The sequence below is a fragment of the Bradyrhizobium sp. CAR08 genome (assembly GCF_052871955.1).
In genome coordinates, this window is record NZ_JBIXJX010000002.1 from 26,291 (window position 1) to 49,423 (window position 23,133).

A 23,133-nucleotide genomic window follows, 5' to 3' on the forward strand; every position below is an offset into this window, starting at 1 on the left:
TTGACGGGCGTTTTCGCCACCGTAGCCGTTCCGACCTATGTGGCGATGTGAAAAATCGATTTGACGAATCTCGTAGAGTAATTGCGAAGCAGGGCCCTTGCCTCACGGGGTGAATCCAGCGGAAGCTCGTTCTGGCCTACCCGCAGCCGAGCAGAAAGCCATGGGCCATCTCCGAGGGGCCTCGCGGGGCTCTGCACAATGGGTCGGTTTCAACGTTTCAACACAGATAGTTTAAAGTACACTGCAGGCCTGTCAGGGGTTTGCGGGCAGGCGGGGCATTGCAGACGGCCGCGGTATGAGCTCTCCAAGGACGAGTTTGTCGCCATGCCATCCCGCCCAGCGGACGTTCTCCCATTGCACGATGTTGATGCGCCGCCCTTTGACCACGTCGAACAGGAACGCGCCATAGCGGAAGGAGCCATGCACGAAATAGACATTCTTCAGGCTCACCGAGGAGCCGCCGTCTGCCGGGATACGGAGGCCATGATTGCCACCCTCGAACAGCACGTTCTCGAAGACGTGTGAGCCTCGCCAGTTATCGGCCGACCAGTAACCCGCCGTCGAGGCTCCAGCCAGCTTGAACGTCGAGTTCTTGACTGTGACGGTGCCCGTGGAGTCTGGCGCATAGCACTGCAAGCCATCCGCGTGATCGTCGCCGACTCCCGTTGCCGCGATATAGACCCAAGTCAGATTAATATTGCCGCTGATGCACCGAACCCCTTCTCGTGACTGAATGCGAACCCGCGTGAGGCTACAGGAGCCGCCGCAGGTGATCGTCGGCTCCCCCGAGTTCTCAACGATTGACAAGTCGGTTAGGGACGATTCCGGCGACAATGCGATACGACTCGTGCCGCTCGTAACGTTTGCATAGACGGGATCATTGAAGCTCAACGGAACGCCGGCCGAGTTCTCCGGATTAGGCGTGGGATCGGGCATCGCGGCAGGAACGACCGTCACACGACCCGTTGCTGTGGTGCGATAGCTGCCGGGGTGAATCTCGAACTCTTTGCCTGGCGTCGCTAAGGCGCCGCTTCTGCAGGTCTCCCGCACGCCATTAGCATGGGGGGCGCTCGAGAGTAATGCGCCCCCGGGATCAAGGCACGTCAATTTCGCAGTTTCGACTCGCGTCGAGGAAACGGTCGGCTGGACAATAACGGCCCCTACCAGCAACAGGGTCAAGGTTATGAGGTAGCGCATGGAAGCTCTCCTAAAGCGAACTTCTGCCGAATCTCTGCCCATCCGAACCAGCGCAACGCTTCGGGAAGATTCTCCGTTGGTTTGAGGAACGCCGCATGCAGGCTGCTTGCGGGGGCATGCCGCGCGCTATCACAAAATAGCTCATAAACGCCGCTATCGAGAGCCTGATCTCGGTATCATGGAGGTGCGTCAAACTCCGACGTTCGGGGAGCGAGTTGATCTTGGGCCCGAGCGGTACTCAAGGAGTCGCCGGTTGCGGCGACCCAGTTCTCTTTTGCAATGATCGGCTAGTTCGCCGATGAGACTTTGAACATCAGCGTGATGCGCAAGAGCGGGCACAGGCGCGAGATGCCTCGCGCCACGTGCGGGATAGAACCGGGAAATCTCACAAGTCGATTCGCCTTGGGGTATACTGCGCACAGCAGATCATCCCCATTTTCATTGAAGAACAGCGTCTCGCCCGCCCAGTCCGGGTTCCAATGCGGATGTGGGTAATACAGCAGCGTATAGTGCTCGGCCGACATCGAATCCTTGTGCACGCCGCCTTCGGCACCGAATGGATAACCGTTGGCATAGCAGCGCACCAGCCGCGACGACCCGCGCACTTTCTGCCACATTGCCTCAACCAGTGGATATTGGCTCAGTTCCTGCTCGGTCTGCGCATGTCGCTCAAGCCCCGCAGTCGGCACTTTCCAGAACCCGGCAAAGTGCTTGAACCAGTAACGGCTAGCGTCGTTGCCCATATGTGAACGCGCGCCGTAAACCCAGCCCGGGCCCTGCAAGAACTCATATATCTGCTCTTGCTCGGACTTGTTCAGATAGTCGTCTTTCACTTCCACATCTGCGGCGCCGTACTGGCGCGCTTGGGACTGGAGTCCTGTTGAGTTTCCTGACATCGTTCCACTGGATGACATTGCGCGTACTCAGTCCGATGAACGCTAGTAGACGACATTGTTAGGTGAAGCGGCGCGCGCCCCTGTCAGAACTAGAATTCGCTGTAACAAGTGTGCTGTTCGAGAATTGCGGTTCTCCATGGCCGAAACAAGATGATTATGTGGCCAATTACTAGGCACGCAGCCTTCGATCGAACCAGAGCAGAAGCTGCGATTCATTGATGCTCACGCCCAAGAATAATCTGGAAGCTGGCTGTTGTTCTAGGCTGTTCCCATTTGACGTGTGTGCATAACTGCACCAATCTTGAATTAGTCGTACTCTCGCATTTTCTGATCGAAAATCAAAGCATGAATAATGACTCTGTCAAACTCGTCGGTGCGATACTTTTCTCTTTCACTGCATCCATTGCCGGGGCGCCGGCGCCTCTTTGCCGGAGCGTCGGGCCGATGTCCTTGGTTGTGATCCGCAGGAGTCCTGCGTCTCAGGGCTGGTGGCGATCAACGACAGGCAGGCGCGTGAGCAGATCGCTTTTCTTTCTGCAAAGGGGTCCATTCTCTTGCCCGGTTGCACGTTGTGGATCTCAGCATCTCCTCTGGGACGGGCTTTTGTTCGGAAGCAGCGTTCGAGCATGTGCAAGCTGCCAAGTGGGCAATGGTCGTCCGTCAGCATCGACAGAAAATGAAAAGGCGGTTTGAGCCATGTCGACCATCAGCTCCAAGATTGCCATCATAATTGTCTCATACTGCAATGTCGCCGATGTCGATCGTTGCTTGAAGTCGCTTGCTCGTTCGGATTGGGATCATTTTGAGGTCTTCATTTGCGAAAATGGCGGGGAGGCAGCCTACCGGAGATTGCTGGCGGCGCTCGTGGGACCGGACCGAACATTGCAAGGAGCATCGGATGCGCCGGATACTCTTGACCAGCCACGGAAGCGATTGGCCGCAGTGGCAAAATGCCGATTTCAGGATCGCACGAATGCTGTCCGAGTTGGGCTCGCAATTGAGAACCTCGGTTACGGGGGCGGCGTAAACGCGTGGCTTGAGCCGTTGCGCGGTGTCCCCGGTTGGAGTTCAGTGCTAATCCTGAACCCCGATACCGAAGTGGATAGCCGCGGTCTGTCCGAATTGATTGCCAAGTCTGCTGAGGGATTTGGCATGGTGGGCGGAAGCCTGGTCTTTCACGATGCCCCCGACAAGATCATCAACTACGGACTGCATTGGTCTCGAACGACAGGCCGCGTTGTTGCCGTAGGAAGGAATGCGCCAATTGGTAGTGCCCCCTCCGTCGAAGATCTTGGTCGGATCGATGCGGTAAGCGGAGCGTGTGTTCTGGCAACGCGAGCGTTCGTCGAAGACGTCGGTCTCATGGCTGAGGACTATTTCCTTTATATGGAAGATCTGGATTGGGGGCGGCGGCGCGGAAAGCACCGCATCGGCTTCGCGAGCAAAGCGATCATTCGCCACATTGGCGGAACGACCATCGGATCTGCCGTTGCTCCCGAGAAACGCTCGCATCTCTCGATTTATCTGTCTGCCCGTAACGGAATTCTCTATGCGCGGCGCTTTGCAGGATGGCGCTGGATCTGCCATTTCGGAGTCGGAGTGTTGTTCGCAGCACGATATATGGTCAAAGGCTCTGTGCCGGCCGCAAGAGTTGCTTTCGTGGGTTTGCTGGACGGCGCAAAAGGCAAGACAGGGCGGCCGGATGCGGTGCCCGGCGCGCAAGAGCTCGGTTGATCGGGGCGCCGATCCCGCCGAGGTCCCAACGCACGCAGCAGATTTTTGCCCTACCGGCGGTGGGGTCCGGCGAGTCGACTACTCGGCAATATTGAAAATTGCGTTTGGTTCATCGATTATATTTTGGTTGGTTCGATGGGATTGTCGTCCCAATATTATTAATTTGTTTTCGGGACCCGTTGACCTCCAATAGGGTTTTGTCGAACGGCAGATCGTCGGTCCAGTATTCCTAGGTATAGGTTGATGTTATTGGCGTAGCTGTTGAACGCCGACTTGATGCTTGAGTTAATTAAAGAATCTCGGATGTATTGAATTCGTGGGCGGTGCGATTTTGGCTGGGTTAGCTGGGAATTACCTTGGGTGGGCCGTCGTGTCGTCGCAAAAAAGCCTCCACCCATCGTGAAGACGAACCGAACGGCGCTGCGCTAGCAGAGTCGCACTTGGGGTATCGCCGCTCGGAAAAAGTTAAATTGGGCGCGTGCCACGGACAACCATTCGAAGCTATCAACAACCAATCGAAGCTATCAGGAGAAAATTGAATGGCAGCCATTCCTCTGAGCTGGAATGACCCGATGTTTAGCAGCAATACGACTTCGCAGGCAGTCACTCTGCAAAATGGCGGAACGCTTTCGAACACGAGCATTACCGACACCGGCTCTGTTGCGTCCGTCATGGGCAGCGGCTCGTTCACCCTCGACGAGGTTCGAATTAATTCAAGAGAAGGTGTGCGCATTGCGGGGGGCGGGGATATAAAAATCAACAATTCGTACATTGAAACTACGGGAATATCGGGCGATCACGCCGACGGTATTCAGGCCTATTCCCCCGGCGCCACCGGAAGTTTGACGATCACAAATTCGACGATCGTCTCACACGACAGTAACGCAACCGCTGGGGTGTGGGTTGCAGACGGTTACAGCGGAACGTTCACTTTCAATAATGTCGTGTTCGAGGGTGGCCCGTTTGGCCTGCGTATTGCGGCGGATGCAGACGATTGCTACGTGGCCCTCAAGGACGTGTATTTTGTAGGCCCATTTAGCGGCGACGACTTTCTCTTTCAGCAGGTCAATGCGAAGATCCACATCACGGAGTGGGACAATGTACGCTCCGCAACTATCGTGAATGGTCAACTCGTCCCGGGTGGTCTCATCGCCCCCCCTCTACCGGTGGAAGGGTCGACTGCGCCCACCGCACCGGCGACGCCGACCGCGCCGGGTGCGCCCACTATCGCGTCGTTCTCGACCGACAGCGGCACCGCAGGCGACAAGATCACCAACGACAATACCATCGAGCTCAAGGGTGCCGCTGCTGCCGGGAGCACTGTCAAGATCTACGACGGTACGACCCAGATCGGTTCGACGACTGCGAACTCGAGCGGCAATTGGGACTATATCACAAAGGTCCTGACTGACGCCAAGCATACGCTCACCGCAACGGCAACCAATTCGTCGGGGGAGACCAGCGCGGCATCGTCTGCGCTGGCAGTCACCGTCGACACTAAAGCGCCGACGGCGCCGACAATTGTCAGCCATACGGTGAACAGCGCCAATCAGGCGGTGATGTCGGGCAATGCCGAAGCGAGCAGCGTCGTAAAGGTGTTCGACGGCACGACCCAGATCGGGACCGCGACGACCAACAGCAGCGGCGTTTGGGCCTATACCACCGCCGCTCTTGCGGCCGGTTCGCACAGCCTCACCTCAAAGGCAATGGACGTGGCGGGTAATACCAGTGTGGCGTCCGCCGTGGTTACGGCCAGCATCGGTACCTCGACTTCCCCCACCACACCGACGTCCCCCACCACGCCGACGTCGCCAACTGCTGGCACGGTGATCGAGTCGGCCGGTGCGACACGTCTCGTGGAGAGTGGTGACAAATACTACCTCAACACCAGCACCGGGACGGGCCCGTCCCTGAAGTCTCACGGTGTGGATTTTGTCGACGGGTCAGATGGCACCTGGGCGCCGATTGGTGCGGAGAAGACGACCACGGGCTATGAGGTTGTCTGGAAAGAGGCGAGCACGGGTCAGTACACGGCGTGGAACACCGACAGCAACGGCAACTACGTCTCCCATGTCAGCAGCCTGACCGGCTCCACGTCGGGCGGCTCGGTGTCCGGTACGAACTCGGGCCTTAAGTCGCTCGAGACGACCTTCCATCAGGATCTGAACGGTGACGGGCAGATCGGTGCTACCAGTTCGACCACACCGACCACACCGACCTCACCGACGTCGCCACCGCCAACTGCTGGCACGGTAATCGAGTCGGCTGGTGCAACACGTCTCGTTGAGAGCAGCGACAAATACTACCTCAACAGCAGCACCGGGACGGGCCCGTCGCTGAAGTATCACGGCGTGGAGTTTGTCGACGGGTCAGACGGCAACTGGGCGCCGATTGGTGCGGAGAAGACTGCGACGGGCTATCAGGTCGTCTGGAAAGAGACGAGCACGGGTCAGTACACGGCGTGGAACACCGATAGCAACGGCAACTACGTTTCTCATGTCAGCAGCCTGACCGGCTCCACGTCCGGCGGCTCCGTGTCGGGTACGAACTCCGGACTTAAATCGCTCGAGACGAGCTTTCACCAGGATCTCAATGGTGACGGGCAGATCGGTGCTTCCAGCGTAGCTACGTCCTCCACGAGCAACAGTCAGGTCGTTGCTACTTCGAGCTCGACAGGCAGCAACACACAGACGAGCACATCAGGCAATGATCTCTTCGTTGGCACCAGCAAGGCCGACACTTTCTCGTTTGCCGCGAATTTCGGCAACGACGTCATCAAGGGCTTCGTTGCCGGCGGACCTGCACACGACACGGTCGAGTTCAGCAAGACCGTGTTCGACAGTTTCGCGAGCGTTCTCTCCCATGCGGCCCAGTCAGGCGGCGACGTCGTGATCGCGACGGGGAGCGACACGCTCACGCTGAAGAACACCAAGCTGGATGGTTTGACCAGCCACGACTTCCACTTCGCGTAGGGACTGCGTAACCACACAGAAAGTACTCAACAACGGCCTCGAGGGATCTCTTGGGGGATCCCCCGACAAGGCATGACTCAAGGGCGGCTGCCATGATGGACTTTAGACGGCGGGGGGTGATCCCCCCGCCTGCGAATCTTTTTCGCATTCCACTTCTGCACATATCAGGACTATGGGCTGGCGGAGGACAGTCGGCGGATGACGCCGAACTGCGGACGCCGCGACTGATCGGCTGGGCAAAGCGCTCGGTCGAAGTCCTGCGGCAACGGATATTCGCTGATCGATCCCGGTCGGCGAAGGATTATGACGAGCCGCAGTCAGAGATGTCCGCTTTCCTGCGGTCTTGCCGCCGGATTTTCTGGGCTCTCGCGGCCTTCAGCGGGATGAGCAATCTTCTCATGCTCACCGGCTCGTTCTTCATGCTGCAAGTCTATGATCGGGTTCTGCCCGGGCGCAGCATACCGACGCTGATGGCCTTGATGGTTCTGGCCACCGTTCTTTACCTGTTCCAGGGTGGGCTCGACCTCGTCAGGAGCAGGATCAGCGCCCGGGTCGGCCGGTATTTCGATGAAAGGCTCAGCGTTCGCATATTCGACGCGCTTGTTCGCCTGCCTTTGAAGACCAGAGCCGACGGCGATGGCTTGCAGCCGGTGCGGGACCTTGATCAAATCCGCAGCTTCCTGTCGAGCGGAGGGCCGACGGCGCTCTTCGATCTGCCCTGGATGCCGATCTATCTCGGCGTCTGCTTTCTCTTTCACTTCTGGATTGGCGTCACTGCGCTGGCCGGCGCACTGGTCCTAGTCGTCATTACGATGCTCACGGAAACGCGCACCCGAGGGCCGGCAAAGGCGACCTCGCGTCTCGCAGTTTCGCGGACCGCACTGGCGCTCGAGGGGCGACGAAATGCCGAAGTCCTGCACGCCATGGGCATGCGGCAACAGGCGGCCTTGCGCTGGCGGGATGTTAACGCGAAATACCTCGCAGCCCATGAGCGGGCCAGCGATGTCGCAAACGGACTCGGTGGCGCCTCCAAGATTTTTCGGGCGATCTTGCAATCGCTGGTCCTCGCCGTTGGCGCCGTTCTCGTCATCAACCAGGAATCGACGGCCGGCATCATCATTGCCGGATCGATCCTCACCGCGCGGGCCCTGGCGCCCGTTGAATTGGCCATTGCGAACTGGAAAGGGTTCGTCGCCGCGCGGCAATCGGGGCAGCGAGTCGATCGCCTGCTGAAGCTTCTGCCTGAGGAGGAGGAGCGGTTGGCATTGCCTGCGCCTGTTGAAACCCTCACCGTCGAGCAGCTCTATATCGGCGCGCCAAACTCGGAGAGGCCCACCGTCAGTGAAGTGTCGTTCCAGCTGCGGAGGGGGCAGGCGGTCGGAATCATTGGTCCGAGCGGATCCGGCAAATCGACGTTGGCACGTGCGCTGGTCGGGGTCTGGCCGTGCATTCGAGGCAGGATCCGGCTCGACAAGGCTTCGCTCGATCACTGGTCTTCGGACGCCCTCGGCAAGCACATCGGTTATCTGCCTCAGGACGTCGAATTGTTCGACGGCAGCATTGCAATGAACATTGCACGGTTCGATCCGCAGGCAACGGCCGCCGCAGTTCTGGAAGCTTCGCATGCCGCGGGCGCACACGATCTCATCCTCTCCCTTCCGGACGGCTACAGCACGAAGATCGGCGAGGGAGGGGTAGCGCTGTCGGCGGGGCAGCGGCAGCGTATCGGGCTCGCGCGGGCCTTTTACGGCAAGCCTTTTCTGGTCGTGCTTGATGAGCCCTCTTCCAATCTTGACGCCGAGGGTGAGGAAGCCTTGACCGAGGCGATCCTGAACGTGCGCCGCCGGGGTGGGATTGTTGCGGTTATCGCGCATCGTCCGAAGGCGCTGGAGGCCGTGGACCATGTCCTGTGCCTCGGGGAAGGCAAGGTTCAGTCCTTCGGCAACAGAGAGGAGGTTCTCAACAGAGTGTTGCGAAATCCCGTTGCGCTCAAGGTCGTGGCGGAAGCTCAAGGAGGCAGCCGATGAACGGCCAGGTGGCTCCGGCAATGCAATCCATCCAGCGTTACATGATCGTCGGTATGATCATGTTCGGTCTGGTCACCTTTGGGATCGGCGGTTGGGCGACAACGACCCAATTGTCGGGCGCGGTGATCGCCCAAGGAGTGGTCGTGGTGGATTCAAGCGTCAAGAAAGTTCAGCATTCCACCGGTGGGATCGTGGGAGAGCTGCGCGTGCGGCAGGGCGACCGGGTCAACGCAGGGGATATTTTGATCCGCCTCGACGAGACCCAGACGCTCGCGAATGCGACGATCGTCACCAACAGCCTCGATGAGCTGTTCGCGCGGCAGGCTCGTCTCGAGACCGAGCGCGATGGTGCCGAGCACGTCATGTTTCCCAAGGTGCTGCTCGACCGGGCCAAGGAGAGCAACTCCGAGGCGAGCCGTGCAATCATCGCGGAGCGAAAGCTGTTCGACCTGCGTCGTCAGGCGAGGAGCGGCCAAAAAGCGCAGTTGCAGGAAAAAAGCGCGCAGCTGGAAAACGAGATCAAAGGCCTTACGGGGCAGACCGAGGCCAAGCAGAAGGAAGTCGAATTTATCCGGCAGGAGCTGGAGGGCGTGCGCAGTCTCTGGCAAAAAAATCTGGTGCCGATCACGCGGCTCAATTCCCTCGAGCGTGATTCCGCCCGCCTCGAAGGCGAGCGCAGTCAGCTGGCAGGAATGATCGCTCAGTCGAAGGGCAAGATCGCCGAAATCGGACTCCAGATCATTCAGATCGACCAGGACCTGCGGACGGAAGTCGGCAAGGATCTGATCGAAACGCGTTCGAAACTCTCCGAGCTGGGCGAGCGCAAAACTGCGGCGGTCGATCAACTGAACCGGGTCGATATCCGGGCGCCGCAATCCGGCCGCGTCCACGAGCTGAGCGTCCACACGGTTGGAGGTGTGATCTCTCCCGGCGAGCAGATCATGCTGATCGTGCCCGATGCGGACTCGCTTGCGGTTGAGGTCAAGATCGCACCGCGCGATATCGACCAGGTCTATGTGGGGCAGACCGCGACAATGCGTTTCGCGGCGTTCAACCAGAAGACCACGCCGGAAATCGACGCAGAGGTCAGCATGGTCTCGGCAGACATCACCCAGGATCAGCGTGCCGGCACGAGTTACTACACGGGGCGCGTTCTGCTGAAGCCGGAAGAGCTGGCGAAACTCGGGTCGGCCAAGCTGTTGCCCGGCATGCCCGTCGAGGTCTTCATCAAGACGGGAGGTCGGACCGCGTTGTCCTACCTGCTCAAGCCGCTGCAGGATCAGGCGGAGCGCGCATTCAAGGAGCGCTGACTCTTCGCGGGAAGATAGTACGGCTCGACTGCGCGAATTCGGGCTGGCGCCCTATCCGTGGGCGCCAGCGTTGCGATTAGCCTCTGAAGGAAGGCACGGCTGGGCGGCTGGAAGCATCCGCAGCGGGCGTGGCTAGCCGACGAGTGCGCGTCACAAGCCAGGACGGAGCCTGCGGTCTGGTTTGAAGGCTCGACCGCGGCGTTCTGGTAATGTCTGGTCGTCGCAAGAGATTTGGTGGGGCGAGCGCGGTGAGATCGACCCACCTCCTGATCAACTGCAATAGATCGCGCGGCTTTGGACGGATCGACCGCAGCGGATGCCTGTTGTCCGTGGACAAGGCTACGGACCGCTCGAACGACCGTCCGCTCAGACGTCCATTCGCCTGACGTACAGGGTCATCGCCGCGACGAAGACAAGTATTGAAGCCTCAGCCCCCAGGGATGACGAGTAGCTCACCTGGCATATGAAGTAGCTCACCTGGCATATGACACTGTCCTGCTCGAGGAAGCACCGTTTGACGACCTCGGTGGATGATTAAATCAACAAATCATGGTGGCGCGCTAAATTGTTGCCTGACCCTTGGATGCGCGAAGCACGTTCCGTGCGGCGCTTGACGGACCTCTCCACCGGGACACCCGCGCCGATCAACCTCCCGCTCCGTTCATTCTTCCCGTCTCTCCCTCGGCAGGGCCGCTGGCGCGACGACTCCTTGCGAGCGACTTTTGCATCAATTTAATTGTTATTTATTCTTGCAGGTCGAATTAAATCTAAATAGTATTAAATATTATAATATGAGAGATAATCGTCCCCGCGGCCGGGGCCGCCGCGCTGGGCGGTGAATCCGGGCCTCAGCTTGGCGTTCGCAGGGGATCGGCAGATGCAACGAACCTCCGGGCCAGTCGTCGCGGCAGCCATAGCTGTCATGATAGGAGGCGCTCCGTGCGGGCGAGCGGCGTTGTTGACCATGCCGACGGCTCCGCAGGCGGCTCTTGCACATATCGAGCTGGGGCGCCCGACGCTTCCGCCCTTCAGCTACACGGTGTTTTGCCAGCGCTATGAGACCGAGTGTCGCCCGCGGCGCTTCTTCCGCGGCGGGCCGGTGCGGTTGATTGAGAAGCGATGGGCGGACCTGAGGGAAATCAATCGCACGGTCAATTCGGCGATAGCGCCGGTTCGCAACGAGCTCGGACTCGCTGGCGAGACCTGGATCATCAACCCCGCTGGCGGCGATTGCAATGATTACGCAGTCAGCAAGCGCCACGAGCTGCTTCAGCGGGGCTGGCCGGCGCGGGTCCTGTTATTGAGCGAAGTCGTGGTCGGCTCCGGAGAGCACCATTTGGTGCTTCTCGTGCGTACCAGGAGCGGCGATGTGGTTCTCGACAATCTCACCCCGCAGATCAAGCCTTGGTGGCGGACGCCCTATCGCTGGGTTCGGGTCCAGAGCCCCGGCAGGGACGGGCTGTGGGCCGTGGTTGGGCGGCTAGGGGCATGAGCTCGAAATCAATGAATTTAGATTGCGGCGCGGCACGCTTGTACGAGTTAAAGCGTTAGGGAGAATCAAATGGAGTTCCGGGGATCCACGGAGGTGGAGACTGAGGGATTGCGAAGGGTGTGGCTGATTCCACCGTCGGAAAAGGATGTGGGTCCACACTTCGACTTTCTCAATCAAACGCGATCCAAAGGAAAACCTCATCGGCGCGGACAATGGCACTATCCGGTGGTGTGGTATGCCATGTGTGTCGTGCTGCTTTTGCTATTTCCAGTACTGACCTACGGGATGGCATTTTGGCGGCTTCCTCCTGCCCAGTCGCTTCCATTTGGCTGTCTTATGGCGTCTTTCGTCCTAAGCGCCGCATGTACTCTCTTGATTAGGCCCTCATCACCGGGGCGGGGATTGGGTGGGACAATCGCGTCCACAATGGCGATTTTTGGTGTGGTCTTCTTGGGGTTTGTCCTCACCAGAACCGATTACTCCCGCGCCATCACCCTCGGGATTTTCACATCTGCCCTGGTGCTCGTCCCCGCCCCGTACTTCGTAGGAACTGCGGCGCTGCACCAAGCTCTGGCGCTTGGCGGGCTGCTGGCAGCGGCGGCCGCGGGGTCGTTCGCATTGCGGGTTACACCCCAGGTAGCAGTGCACAGTAATACCTTGATCAAGACTGAGTTCTACAATTTGGACGTTCATACTTATTCGAACGCGTTTCCAAGATCTGCGGTGCGCGGCGGAGCACTGGCCCGGATCGGCGATCGTTATCTTCTCGTGAGCGGAGACGGCCATCTCCATGTCTTCTCCTGGGAAGCGGTCGACCACATGACCGTCCACACGCTGCCGTATCTGGTACCGATCAACGGCGAGGCGTTTTCCGCGGCTGCAGGCCGTCCATGGGCAGACCGCTCCGACTGGGTGCCTCAAGAGACCCAGAGCAGAGAGGCCGGACACGAGGTTCTTAATCCTGAGTGGTTCCGAACGTATGACCTGCTGGTTCAGGAGGTCAGCGCCAGTACACGCATTTTCGTCTCGCACGCTTACTGGCATGTTGGTCAGGAATGTTGGACCGAACGCATCTCCGTCCTCGAGGCGAACCGCGCGGCATTACTTGGCGGGGAATCTGTCTCCGGATGGAGAACCCTATATGAGACCTCACCTTGCCTGCCAACGCGCGGCGAACACCGCCGCCGCGGGATTCCTTTTGTCGGTTATTTTGGTGGGGGCCGGATGGCTCTCTTAAATCCGGAAACGCTGCTGTTGACCGTCGGTGATTTTGGCTTCGACGGGGCTGCCTCGGTTCACGCCTATGCACAGGACCCGGCAGCCTCGTACGGCAAAACACTGGCCATTAACATTACGGATGGAAACACTCAAATTTTTACGATTGGTCACCGAAATGCGGAAGGCCTCTATATCGATCGGTCTGGAACGATTTGGTCGACCGAGCATGGCCCGCAGGGCGGCGACGAACTCAATCAGCTGGTCCGGGGCGCCAATTATGGTTGGCCATTTGCGACCTATGGAACAGACTATGGTTCGTTCTCGTGGCCGCTGAATAAACCTGTTGCGGAGCAGAAGGGCTATGAAGCTCCAGTGTTCGCTTGGGTCCCCTCGATCGCAGTTTCTAATTTAGTCGGGGTGGAGCGTGGATTGTTTGCGCAGTGGCAAGGTGATCTCCTGATCGCCACACTCAAGGCGGCGACGCTGTTTCGCGCGCGTGTGCGGGACGGTCAGGTCAAATACCTCGAGCCGATCGCGATCGGGAGTCGCATCCGCGACCTCATCGAGGGCAATGATGGCAGTCTCTTGCTATGGACGGATGAACAGAAATTGATCTCCCTTCGTCCCAAGGAAGGTGCCACGGGTGAAACTCTTTTCGCGGAGAAGTGTAGCGGCTGCCATCAGCCGAACTTGATGATTGGCAATCGGATCGGACCAGATTTAGTCGGCATTGTTGGTCGTCAAGTCGCGTCGGTCACGAGCTATCCGGATTATTCATCGAGTTTGCGCCGGGTAGGGGGCACATGGACCGAAGAGCGCCTTAACGAGTTCCTCAAAGCACCAAGCGTCTTCTGTCCTGGAACGAGAATGGATTTCCCCGGTGATGTCAGCGCGACAGAACGCCGAGCCATCCTCAGTTATCTACGTACGCTTTGACGGAGTACGTCGTGCCGGCTTTGTAATTTTGCCATGCCTGTGAGCTGTGTCCGATATTCGCCCCAACGTTAGTCTTTAACGAGAAGATCTTTGGTCCAGAACAAATCCGCCTGTGCCATCGTGGACTCTAACGCAAGATGTGTGGATGTGTGCGCGGGTGGACACAGAAAATCGGCCGTACGTTGCGGCAAGATGGATTGTCTTGATCGTGTGACGGCCTATTCGATGGCCACAAGCCGGAGCTAATTGTGCCCGACTTCAAGCGCTCCGTGAGCGGCATGGCGACGCCCCTCGACGCATGGGCCCGCTTACGAGTTTCCGGATCTCGTGGAGCAGCAACATGCGCTTTTGTCTGCGCGGCATTGAGTAAGCCGTCGAACAGGACCAAGAGCTCGCGCGCCTGCGCGTAGACTTCCGTGTTGATGGCGTCGCATCGAATCCATAGGACGCAAGACGCGCGTTGATCTCGAACGTAGCGATTGGATCGATCCGCCAGCTCAGCGCGTTTTGCAGCGTGTAGTACACGGCCTTGTCTTCGAACTCCGAGGCGATCACTACCATGCCGATGCGGCGGAGCGTGGCCTCAATCGCCTTTTGGCTATAAGTCTCAAGAAGCTTGTGGCGCAGTACGCGGTAGCGCTGAATCTCCCAGGAGAGTTCGGCGACTGAACTCCGCCGGCAGCGCGGGCGCGCCGTTTGGAAGGCGCCGTTCATAGCGGCGAGGCCTCCTCCCCGGTGCGTGAGGGCACGGCCGCGCTCAGGACGGCGGCACTGGACGGGCTGTGGACTGGGCTCGCCACCCACAAGTCCTGCGCCACCGGCAGCGGCGCGATCTGCATATTGGCCCACCAGGCCCGTTCGTTGCCATGCCGGTGCAGCTCCTGGTGATGGGTGCGACACAGGGGGACGGTGAACTCGTCACTGACCTTGCGGCCGAGCGCCCTAGGTTGGGCGAATTTCAGATGGTGGGCATCGCACGGGGCTCGCTGGCAGACGAGGCAGGGCTGCTTGCGGACGAACAGCAGGTGGGCCTTGCTGCGCTTGCGGGGAGGCTCTTTGGGATGAGCGAGCCCCGTTTCGGGCGCCGCTGGCAGGGCCGGCTGCGGCGTGGTCTCGGTGCCCGCAACTGCTGCCGGCAGCGGTTCTTCTGCCAGGCTTGGCTCGCGATCTAACGCGTGCGCTTGTTCGACCCTGCTGGCTGCGGGAGGGATGGCGTCCTCGAGCTTGCTCTGATAGGCGGCCTCGACCAAGCGGGCGTCAGCCTCCAGCAGGCTGTTCTTGAGAGGAAGGCTGGCCTTGGCCCAGGCAAGCAGGTCAGTGCTGCCAGACAGCTCTGCGAGCTGGCGCAACAGCTGCTCGCGGAGCTCGGCGGACCTTGGCGGCCCCAGCACCGGCGCGCGGTTGAGCACGCCCTTGGCGGGCTTGGCTATCGCGCCAACGGCTGGTTGCGACGCCGCAGCGGGCGGGCCGGCTAACGCATCGGGGGCGTCCAGATCGTCTTCGCCGGCAATGCCGACCAGCGTGAACAGCGCATAGCGCCGCGCATAGGTCAGCGCCGCGCCCATTCGGTGCGGTGCGGCGGTGTCGGCGACCGGGCATACCGGCCAATCAGAGGCAATCCATTCGCCCGAGGTGTGGAGCAGGGTGGTCGAGAGCCTGATCAGCCCGGTGTCGGCATCGATCGCGGTGGCCTGCACGGTCGCGATCTCGTATCTGGTGAGGCACTTGCGCACGATCTCAAGCCCGCTGGCAAGCGAGGCATAGCGGAAGGTGCGGTTTTCCTCGCGCGGGAACAGCGACACGATGGTCGCGGTTAATAACTTTTCCGGGTTTTCCAGTTCGGCCTGCGCCTTGGCCAGCGCGCCGGCGATCTGGCTGATGGTCCCGCTGCAGCGCTGCATGGCTATCTCCACTGCTTGAGGGTTATCTGTCATTCAGGAGGTCGAGCTGGGTGGCCAGCATGAGTCCGGCGATGACCAGCTGGTTCTCCAGGTGACGGATCACGGCGAGAAGGACGTAGTCTTGGGCGGAACTCGCCTCAAAGCCGCGCAGTTTAGCCCACAGTTCAGCGAACAATTCGAATGCCGCTTGGTACGAATGCGGCGGATCACAGGAGGGATCGAGGTGGATGAAGTCAAAGGGCGGCAGCATCGGCAGAGGCTCCGAAGCGGGTGGCTCGAGCTGGGACAAGCGGCAGCCGGGGCTGAGCTTGGCGGACGGATTATGCGGCGTCGACCATGTCGAAGCTGATCGCGCCCGCCTTCGAGCGCTTGGCGCGCAAGCCGTGGCCGCTGGCCTCCTTTGCGTCTTCCGGCACCAGCGCCTTGAGCTCTGTTTTCGCCCGCTCATGCTCGCGCGCTACGGCGTTGGATTTGCGATAGAGCGCCGCAAATTCAGCCCAGGCGTTCGATCCTGTCATATCGACCACACGCACCGCCGCCAGCCGCGGCCGGGGCGGTTCGACTCCAAACAGCTGCGGCGCCTCGCCATTTTGCACACCGCGCCAGAATTTCTTCTCGGCGGTGAGCAGCAGGTGTTGATAAAGCGGATCGGCATGGATCTTGATTTCGACCCACCGGCCACCACCGGTGATGATCGACAGCACCGCGGTGCCTGCGGCGACAACCCACATGTTGTGCTGCAGCTGGGCCATGTGCTTGTCGGCCGCCGCCTCCTCGGAAAAATTCCAGGGCAGCATGAACTTGGCCTCAAACACCGCGGCAGTTTGGTGTACCCGCCCATCGAGAGTCGCGGCCATCCACTTGTGCACGGGGTGGAAAACCCGCCGTTGAATGTGCTCGATCGCGTGGCCGGTTTGGCGCTCGTACCAGGCGCGGTTGAGGTGCTCCGTCGCGGTGCCGAGCTGGACGATCATATCGCCCGACAGGTCCGCAGGCTCGACCTCGCCACGTTTTTCCTGCCAGAGCCGGAGGAGCGCCCCCGCGTCGCTGCCCATGATTATGCGGGCATCCGACCCGCCGATGAACGAGCGGCGAGTCACTGAATCAGGTATTCGTTTTGGCGGAAAATCCATCTGAAAAGTCAAGGGCGTGCATGGGACTTTCTAGTGCTCAGCTCCGCGCTGCTCGTGCCTTACTGAGGTGGAGTGCGCCCGACTTGGCTAAGGCCTCAAAGGTCGGCGTAGCGACTATCCGCCGGGTAGAGGTCATTGACGGAGAGATCCCGGTCACCGCTGCGAACGAGCAGGCCCTTCGACAAGCTCTCGAGTCCGCCGGCGTCGAGTTCATCGACGAGAATGGCGGAGGTCCCGGAGCCCGCCTCCGGAAAGGAGCCAGCGAAAGACCACGCTCATAGCTCAGACATTCGAATGGGCCTTCGCTGTCAACTAGCGCGTGCGGATAAGCATCTCGGCCTCGAGCCCGAAGCATGGGGTCGCTGCATAGCTCGCGCAGCGAGAATCGAAGAACTCGTTAGGCCTGTTTTAACCCCCGGCCTGTCAGCCTTGTGGTGACGCGAACTTCCACGATTCGGATTAGCGTTTTCCCAGTGGCGGTGTTTTTCCGGGAAGCAGCTCGTCAGACATCAAGGTCGGACGAATGCAATCTCTTATGCGAGAGGCAGGGAAAATGACCGCGCGATCAAACTTTAGTTGTCTTCAGCTGCTTTCTGCACGGCCGGTGCTCACCAGTGAATCGCAGGAGGAGTTCGACGCGCTCGCGATCGCTATGATCGAGTACATCAAGCCTGATGACCCGATCCGAGAAAGTTGGGTCATGGACGTGATCCAGGCGACATGGGAGATCGTTCGGTACCAGCGCACTCGAACAGCTTTGATCCAGTCTCAGTACCGCAACGCGCTTTCGAATCTGCTGCAGCACGTTGCGGATGTTGATGAGCTAATCGCTCTGCATCTTGCCGATGGGTGGTTCGGCACCAGGGCAGGCAAGCAGGAAGTAGCCAAGCGGCTCGAGCCGTTTAGCCTTAACGAGACCGCCATTGAGGCCGAAGCGATCAGAATGGTTTTTCCGGATCTCGAAGTGTTGGACAGTCTGCTGACATCGGCGCTGAAGCGACGCAACAAAGCGTTGCGTCTCCTCTCGGAAAGTGAAGCGCCGCTCGCGAGGAGGGCGAGGGAAGTCTCAAACCGAATCATTGCCGAAAACGAAGCGGAGGGCCGCCGTTCTGAAAGGGCTGAATAGAAGATGGCGAGCGCAGGGCAAATCGCCGCCAACCGCCTCAACGCCCGCAAGAGCACCGGGCCGCGGAGTGCTGCAGGCACATGGCGGACGCGAAAAAACGCCAGCCGGCATGGCCTGGCCGCGGTATTCAGTTGCGACGCGCTAGCGGAGATCAACGAGCTCGCGCGGCAATTCGCCAACGAAGCCGCCGATCCGATGCTGCTCCAGCATGCGCTTGACGCCGCGCATGCTGAATTTATCTTGGTGCGGGTCAAGCTATGGCGCATTGCCTGGCTCGAGCGTACTTACGCGACGGGATCGCCGCAGGATGTTTCCGACGTCGTTTTTATGCGTGAGATGAGAGTATGGCTCGGCAGCTGCGGTGAAAAGCCGCTGAATCTGCCCTCCGAGACAATGCCGCCGCCAGGGCGGGATCGATGCACGGAAGCCATCCGTCGTGCCCTACCCGAGCTTGCCAAGCTCGACCGATACGAGTCGCGTGCGCTGGCGCGCCGCGACCGGGCCTTTCGCGCGTTGCTCCGTCCAGGCAAGACAAGGTAGCGCGAATTTCTGCAGAACGAAGCCAATTTTGTTGAGGAGAATCAAAGCAGGTTTCCAAATTCATGGCGTCCTCTATCCTTTCATCTTCCGAATGCGCGCCCCCTGCGTGGGGTGTCGCTTCGAAACGCTCGCGGGAGGCAGGGCCACCCCACAAAGAGGGCCATCCATTTGCCGCTACGGCACGGTCTCCATCAATCGAGTGGGCGTGCCGGCCAGGGAAAAGCCGGTCCCGGGGTTGCGGAGCTGTTCAACTGGGTGGGGGCGATACCGGCCGGCTGCGCCAAGGAGCGTTCCCCAAGCACCATTGCCGCCACTTTACACTTGTATCGGAGGCTTTGTTGTCCTCTAGTTGGTCATTGCTGTTATGAGCCAATTATGCATTCACAGCACGATCCCAGAATGTCCGATGACCGCCTGGATCAATGGCTCGCATTTGCGCGCGAGTTCTTGCGGGCTCTCGCAATTCGCAAGAGGGAGCAGTTCGACCGGAGGGTCCCGATCGGAGACCTTCTCACCGAACGCGACGAAAACGCCGCAGCATATGGCTTCGGCGAGGGGACCACGATGTACGACAACGTGCTCGTGCTGGGATCTGTCAATGTCGGACGAAATACCTGGATTGGACCAGGATGTATCCTGGATGGCTCGGGGGGAGATTTGCAGATAGGGGACTGGTGCTCCATCTCCGCTGGCGTCCAGATCTACACACATAACACCGTAAATCGTTCTATTTCGCTCGGCAGGGACCCGATCGATTACGCACCCACCTGGATCGGCAATGGAGTATATGTGGGCCCTAATTCCGTGATCCAAATGGGTGTAACGATCGGCGACCGCGCGATCGTAGGTGCAAATTCACTGGTCAACAGGGATATTCCTACAGGTGCGAAGGCGTTTGGCTGTCCTGCGCGCCTTCAGCGGCCCTCAACGTCGAAATAAATGCAATCCGCGGCCGGCCCAAGTTTCCATTTTCGCCGCAACTCCGGTCTCCACCGATCTAATGGCAAATATCAACGGGCAAGCTGAGGAATAAATTACTGCATTAACAAATTTAAGTTGCTCTTCCGCTAGTTTGACGTACCATTTAATTGAGGGCTGGCTGTTGCAGGATGATCCCATGACCCATCTCGATACCGACGGCGAAGATCGTCGTGAGTTCTTGAAGAGCTGCGGAAAATTTGCCGCCGTCACCCCTCCTGCCATGACGCTGTTGCTGTCCACCTCTCTTACGTCAACCGCGATAGCCAGTTCAGGCGGTCATATTGTTCATGGCAACAATGGCTACGGCAACGGCGGCGGTGACGGCAGTCCGAACAATAAAGAGGATCGCGATCGCTAGATGTTGCTGTGGACAGCCGCGCCATAGCAGTGTCTACGGCGTCGCGACCGTCGCGGGGCTCAACCGGTGCGGCGGCGCTTGTGGCTGGATGAACGGTTGATCAACAAATCGTTCAGCTTCTTGCCGGCTCGGAGCTGCGCCTTCAGCCAGCGGGGTTGCTTGCCACGACCGGACCAGGTCTCGGACGGGTTTTTCGGATTTTGATACTTCGGCAGCACGGGCGGGTAGGGGCGGCGCGCACGTTCCCCGTTGGGGGCCCCGGAAGTTCCCTCGATCCTGCGAAGCCGCTCTTCGAGCTTGGCTTTTTCCGCAATCATTCTCCGACTAAGAACAGTCGTCACTTCATCGTAAAGCCGCCACAGCTCAGCTGTGGTCGCGGATGCCCACTCTTCGTTCCCCATGGAAGCCGTCCCCACTACTTCCGATTTGAAATAGGAGGGGGGCTTATCAGGTCGAAGCCCCGTCGGGCAAGCCTGATCGGCCCGCGCACAGAACTCTAGTGTGCAGTGCGGTACTTCTTGGCGCTACCAGCCGGGCCTGTGCCTTCGACCGGCCGGTCGCCTCCCAGCCGGTCTCCGCCGGCGGACCCTTCGCATCGGGCCGAGCAAGCGCTGCTCGGCCATCGACACGCGACTACGTAAATTCTGCAATTCGGTGAATTGAACGATCAGAGATTCATGCGTTTGCCGCAAAACAGCCGAAGAATACATATGACCACCTACTCATTACCAGCGATGTCCCGTGACCGCAGATTGAAGTTTGCCGGGTTAGCGAAAATGTCGCCCGAACTTTGCTGACCAGGTTTTCATCGGTGCTACTGCCGAAGCAGAGCCGTTATCGTTCGCGACGTCTGATTAATGGTTGGAAAATTTCCACTCCTCATATTGATGTTGGATGAATAGTATTACTTTTTGAGCCTCCTCTTCGTGTTATGGGGCGAGGCTTTCAGCTGCCTCGCTCCGGTCAAGTTTGTCGAATGTTAGATTTGAATCGTGAATGTGACTATATATCGTTCGTAATAAGTGGTCGGTGATGAGCTTGATGGCGGTTAACCAATCCTGACAGGCAGCCACATACTGGACCGCCAGATCTGCGGGAGAGTTTTGCAGATCATAGCCAGGAGAGAAGGCGCTGTTTTGTAGATGAATCGACTGCTTCGGATTTTCCATGGAGGACCGCAATCCTACGGTGCTGCACGCATTCTCAAAGCGAGTTACAGTGGTGTGGCCATCATGCGTTGCCGATCGCCGTGACGAATTGACAGTGCGGCATTTTGGCAGAACGGATTGTTGTGCTTCCCGCGCGTCTTGAGGTGAATGCAGGAATAAAAACTGCCGCGCGGGGTATCAGGAATAGGCAGGGGAAGCATGCGCCGCATCAGAGTCGTCATCGCGGATCGGCACCCGATCGTCTTGCAGGGGATCAGCAGCGTCCTTGCGGCGCAGCGCGATTTCGCGATCGTGGCCGCCTGCGGCGATACTGCAAGCTGCATTGGGGCCATCCGACTTTTGGTGCCCGACATTGCACTGGTCGATATTGCAATGCCCAGTATCAGTCGACCTGACATTCTGGCTATCGCAAACACCGCTGGCCAAGGTACCCGGGTCATTTTCTTCGCTGAGAAGGCCGGCGATCAAAGGTCGCAGACGCTGGCCGCGGGCCGCGCCTGCCTCGTCCTCACGAGGGATGCTGAGCCGGAGATGCTGGTCGCGACCCTGAGGAAGGTTGCGGAACGCCAGGGGCCGGCATCGCGGTCGCCGTGCACAGGGGGCGAGGTCCGTGGGGAGTCTCACATCGGTGAGGAAAAGGCTCCGACGCAGCTGACCGACCGGGAACGGCAGATCATGAGACTTGTATCGGAGGGGCTGTCGAACAAGGAGATTGGGCGTTTCCTGAACATTACCGATGGTACGATCAAAGTCCACCTTCACCACATCTTCCAGAAGCTCGATATCAGCAATCGAACAGTTCTCGCGGCATTTGCAATTTCGCAAAACGGGCAACATGCGGCCGCACGTGAACTCGCCCCTTCCGGCCTACTACAGCAGGATTCGTCGGTTCGAAACGACGAGGACGTCAAGCGTAGCAATGTCCTTCCGGAACGTACGCGTTAGCTGGACATCGCATCATGCTGGGCGGTGAGCATCGGTTGCGGCGCGCAGATGCTCGGCCATGTTGCGGCAGGCTCCTTCGGCCTCAGCCAATGTTCGGAAGGGCGACCCGCTGATCTTGATCGCGCCGTTGTTCTCGTAGAGTGGTCGCCAACTCGCCAGGTACCCGAAGCGTCCGTGAAAGCCTGGACCGGTAGGGCTCTCCAGGCTGATCACAAACGAGAAGCCATCGCCGCTCGCGCTCCAGATCTCCATGTTTTCGATTGGCCGGTGAAATTGCAGTGGCATGGCAATCATCCGTCGTGCGCTGCTCTTGACCCAGCTAATCAGATATATGCATATTAAATATTAATTTGATACTCTCGATTGGGGCTCCGGCAACGGGCTAGCAAGCCCGAAAGGCCATGGAAATGCTGGCAGTCTGCCGGCGGCGCACGCCTCGCAATCTCCATTTTTCAAACAAAATTTTGGTTGAAAGTCTATTTAATATATAATACCAATAAAGTAAATTTAAATCAAGGGGAGCGCATCGTGAGCCAAAGTGGCAATGAAGATGACGACCGGCGGGCGTTCCTGAAAACCTGCGGAAGATTCGCGGCCGTGACACCCCCCGTCATGACGCTGCTGCTGTCGACCTCGCTGACCTCGACAGCCATCGCACGTTCAGGCGGACAGAACGGAGCAACGCATGGCGACGACAAGGGCCAGTCGTTCCTCGACAATGATCGCCCGTCCTCTGCAGCGTCGGGGTCCTCTGGCGGCGGGGCATCTGGAGGCGGGGCATCTGGAGGCGGGGCACCTGGAGGCGGTGGCGGACCTGGGGGGCGGCGTGGTGGGGCATCTGCTGCCGGAGGGCCATCCGGCGGTGGCGGCGGATCCGGCGGAGCGACCGGTGGCGAAGGACCTTTCGCGACGGGAGGGAACTCCGGAAATCCGGCCGCATATGGAGGGGTCGATTGTGCAGATGAAGAAGACGACGAGCGGAGGCACAAGCCCGAGTGCGAGCGAGCCGCCACTCGACTTTCGAGCGCAACCCGCTCCGAGCCTTAACAACGGTTCGATCCGCTGTTGTTGCAAGCTGAGCAGCCAGACCCAATGGAGCGTGCCGCGCGCCGGGGCACATGAGTACTTTTTTAACGCGCCGCCGCATCGTCATCGGCAACGCAGCATGCCGAATTAGTCGCGTTTTCCTTTGATTGCA

General features: G+C 59.4%; 20 protein-coding genes and 1 pseudogene. 12 read left to right on the forward strand and 9 right to left on the reverse strand.

Annotated elements, in window-relative coordinates; genetic code table 11:
- Window positions 1-252: 252 nt before the first annotated feature.
- Together ACIPUD_RS03765 and ACIPUD_RS03770 are read right to left on the reverse strand one after the other, a co-directional pair.
- Window positions 253-1,197 (reverse strand): hypothetical protein, encoded by a 945-nt coding sequence (locus ACIPUD_RS03765; protein WP_446480154.1) that lies wholly within the window; start codon window positions 1,195-1,197, stop codon window positions 253-255.
- A gap of 287 nt (window positions 1,198-1,484) precedes the next feature.
- A complete protein-coding gene (locus ACIPUD_RS03770) occupies window positions 1,485-2,030 on the reverse strand; it encodes a hypothetical protein (RefSeq protein ID WP_446480155.1) in 546 nt (181 codons plus the stop codon).
- A 759-nt stretch (window positions 2,031-2,789) separates the two neighbouring features.
- Between ACIPUD_RS03770 and ACIPUD_RS03775 the strand changes: the two genes are divergently transcribed.
- The 6 genes from ACIPUD_RS03775 (at window position 2,790) to ACIPUD_RS03800 (ending at window position 13,782) form a co-directional block, all read left to right on the forward strand.
- Window positions 2,790-3,827: a glycosyltransferase family 2 protein gene (locus ACIPUD_RS03775; protein ID WP_247821517.1), complete on the forward strand. Its 1,038-nt coding sequence runs from the start codon at window positions 2,790-2,792 to the stop codon at window positions 3,825-3,827.
- A 539-nt stretch (window positions 3,828-4,366) separates the two neighbouring features.
- Window positions 4,367-6,799: an Ig-like domain-containing protein gene (locus tag ACIPUD_RS03780; protein ID WP_446480156.1), complete on the forward strand. Its 2,433-nt coding sequence runs from the start codon at window positions 4,367-4,369 to the stop codon at window positions 6,797-6,799.
- 323 nt (window positions 6,800-7,122) lie between these two features.
- Window positions 7,123-8,826, forward strand: a complete 1,704-nt coding sequence (locus ACIPUD_RS03785) for a type I secretion system permease/ATPase (protein WP_247821519.1) — start codon at window positions 7,123-7,125, stop codon at window positions 8,824-8,826.
- On the forward strand, window positions 8,823-10,136 hold the full coding sequence (locus tag ACIPUD_RS03790) for an HlyD family type I secretion periplasmic adaptor subunit (protein WP_247821520.1): 1,314 nt from the start codon (window positions 8,823-8,825) through the stop codon (window positions 10,134-10,136). Before ACIPUD_RS03785 ends, ACIPUD_RS03790 begins: the two co-directional genes overlap by 4 nt.
- Window positions 10,137-11,013: 877 nt before the next feature.
- Window positions 11,014-11,628, forward strand: coding sequence for a transglutaminase-like cysteine peptidase (locus tag ACIPUD_RS03795; RefSeq protein WP_247821521.1), 615 nt, complete (start codon window positions 11,014-11,016; stop codon window positions 11,626-11,628).
- A 426-nt stretch (window positions 11,629-12,054) separates the two neighbouring features.
- Window positions 12,055-13,782: a PQQ-dependent sugar dehydrogenase gene (locus ACIPUD_RS03800; protein ID WP_446480157.1), complete on the forward strand. Its 1,728-nt coding sequence runs from the start codon at window positions 12,055-12,057 to the stop codon at window positions 13,780-13,782.
- A 258-nt stretch (window positions 13,783-14,040) separates the two neighbouring features.
- On the opposite strand, the gene ACIPUD_RS03805 is transcribed toward ACIPUD_RS03800, so the two are convergent.
- From ACIPUD_RS03805 to ACIPUD_RS03820, 4 genes are all read right to left on the reverse strand, one after another.
- On the reverse strand, window positions 14,041-14,496 hold the full coding sequence (locus ACIPUD_RS03805) for a hypothetical protein (protein WP_247821523.1): 456 nt from the start codon (window positions 14,494-14,496) through the stop codon (window positions 14,041-14,043).
- On the reverse strand, window positions 14,493-15,683 hold the full coding sequence (locus tag ACIPUD_RS03810) for an ERF family protein (RefSeq protein ID WP_247821524.1): 1,191 nt from the start codon (window positions 15,681-15,683) through the stop codon (window positions 14,493-14,495). Before ACIPUD_RS03810 ends, ACIPUD_RS03805 begins: the two co-directional genes overlap by 4 nt.
- A gap of 22 nt (window positions 15,684-15,705) precedes the next feature.
- Window positions 15,706-15,933, reverse strand: coding sequence for a hypothetical protein (locus ACIPUD_RS03815; RefSeq protein WP_085358751.1), 228 nt, complete (start codon window positions 15,931-15,933; stop codon window positions 15,706-15,708).
- Between the two features lie 70 nt (window positions 15,934-16,003).
- On the reverse strand, window positions 16,004-16,816 hold the full coding sequence (locus ACIPUD_RS03820) for a YqaJ viral recombinase family protein (protein ID WP_446480158.1): 813 nt from the start codon (window positions 16,814-16,816) through the stop codon (window positions 16,004-16,006).
- Between the two features lie 553 nt (window positions 16,817-17,369).
- Here ACIPUD_RS03820 and ACIPUD_RS03825 point away from each other — a divergent pair.
- The 4 genes from ACIPUD_RS03825 to ACIPUD_RS03840 all read left to right on the forward strand — a co-directional run bounded on the left by ACIPUD_RS03825 (window position 17,370) and on the right by ACIPUD_RS03840 (window position 19,821).
- On the forward strand, window positions 17,370-17,942 hold the full coding sequence (locus tag ACIPUD_RS03825; protein ID WP_143274089.1) for a hypothetical protein: 573 nt from the start codon (window positions 17,370-17,372) through the stop codon (window positions 17,940-17,942).
- 3 nt (window positions 17,943-17,945) lie between these two features.
- Window positions 17,946-18,482: a hypothetical protein gene (locus ACIPUD_RS03830; protein WP_247821526.1), complete on the forward strand. Its 537-nt coding sequence runs from the start codon at window positions 17,946-17,948 to the stop codon at window positions 18,480-18,482.
- A gap of 399 nt (window positions 18,483-18,881) precedes the next feature.
- A complete protein-coding gene (locus tag ACIPUD_RS03835; RefSeq protein ID WP_240543185.1) occupies window positions 18,882-19,421 on the forward strand; it encodes an acyltransferase in 540 nt (179 codons plus the stop codon).
- A gap of 178 nt (window positions 19,422-19,599) precedes the next feature.
- On the forward strand, window positions 19,600-19,821 hold the full coding sequence (locus tag ACIPUD_RS03840) for a hypothetical protein (RefSeq protein WP_085358728.1): 222 nt from the start codon (window positions 19,600-19,602) through the stop codon (window positions 19,819-19,821).
- A gap of 59 nt (window positions 19,822-19,880) precedes the next feature.
- Here ACIPUD_RS03840 and ACIPUD_RS03845 read toward each other — a convergent pair whose 3' ends face one another.
- Window positions 19,881-20,222 (reverse strand): H-NS histone family protein, encoded by a 342-nt coding sequence (locus ACIPUD_RS03845; RefSeq protein ID WP_085358730.1) that lies wholly within the window; start codon window positions 20,220-20,222, stop codon window positions 19,881-19,883.
- Between the two features lie 528 nt (window positions 20,223-20,750).
- The gene (locus ACIPUD_RS03850; protein WP_085358732.1) at window positions 20,751-20,990 is read right to left on the reverse strand and encodes a hypothetical protein; all 240 of its coding nucleotides are present in this window, start codon (window positions 20,988-20,990) and stop codon (window positions 20,751-20,753) included.
- A gap of 198 nt (window positions 20,991-21,188) precedes the next feature.
- Between ACIPUD_RS03850 and ACIPUD_RS03855 the strand changes: the two genes are divergently transcribed.
- Window positions 21,189-21,935 (forward strand): response regulator transcription factor, encoded by a 747-nt coding sequence (locus tag ACIPUD_RS03855; RefSeq protein ID WP_085358734.1) that lies wholly within the window; start codon window positions 21,189-21,191, stop codon window positions 21,933-21,935.
- A 12-nt stretch (window positions 21,936-21,947) separates the two neighbouring features.
- On the opposite strand, the gene ACIPUD_RS03860 is transcribed toward ACIPUD_RS03855, so the two are convergent.
- Window positions 21,948-22,220: a hypothetical protein gene (locus ACIPUD_RS03860; protein WP_162847239.1), complete on the reverse strand. Its 273-nt coding sequence runs from the start codon at window positions 22,218-22,220 to the stop codon at window positions 21,948-21,950.
- Between the two features lie 240 nt (window positions 22,221-22,460).
- Between ACIPUD_RS03860 and ACIPUD_RS03865 the strand changes: the two are divergent.
- Window positions 22,461-22,769, forward strand: a pseudogene (locus tag ACIPUD_RS03865) (hypothetical protein); the annotation flags it as partial.
- Window positions 22,770-23,133: the final 364 nt, after the last annotated feature.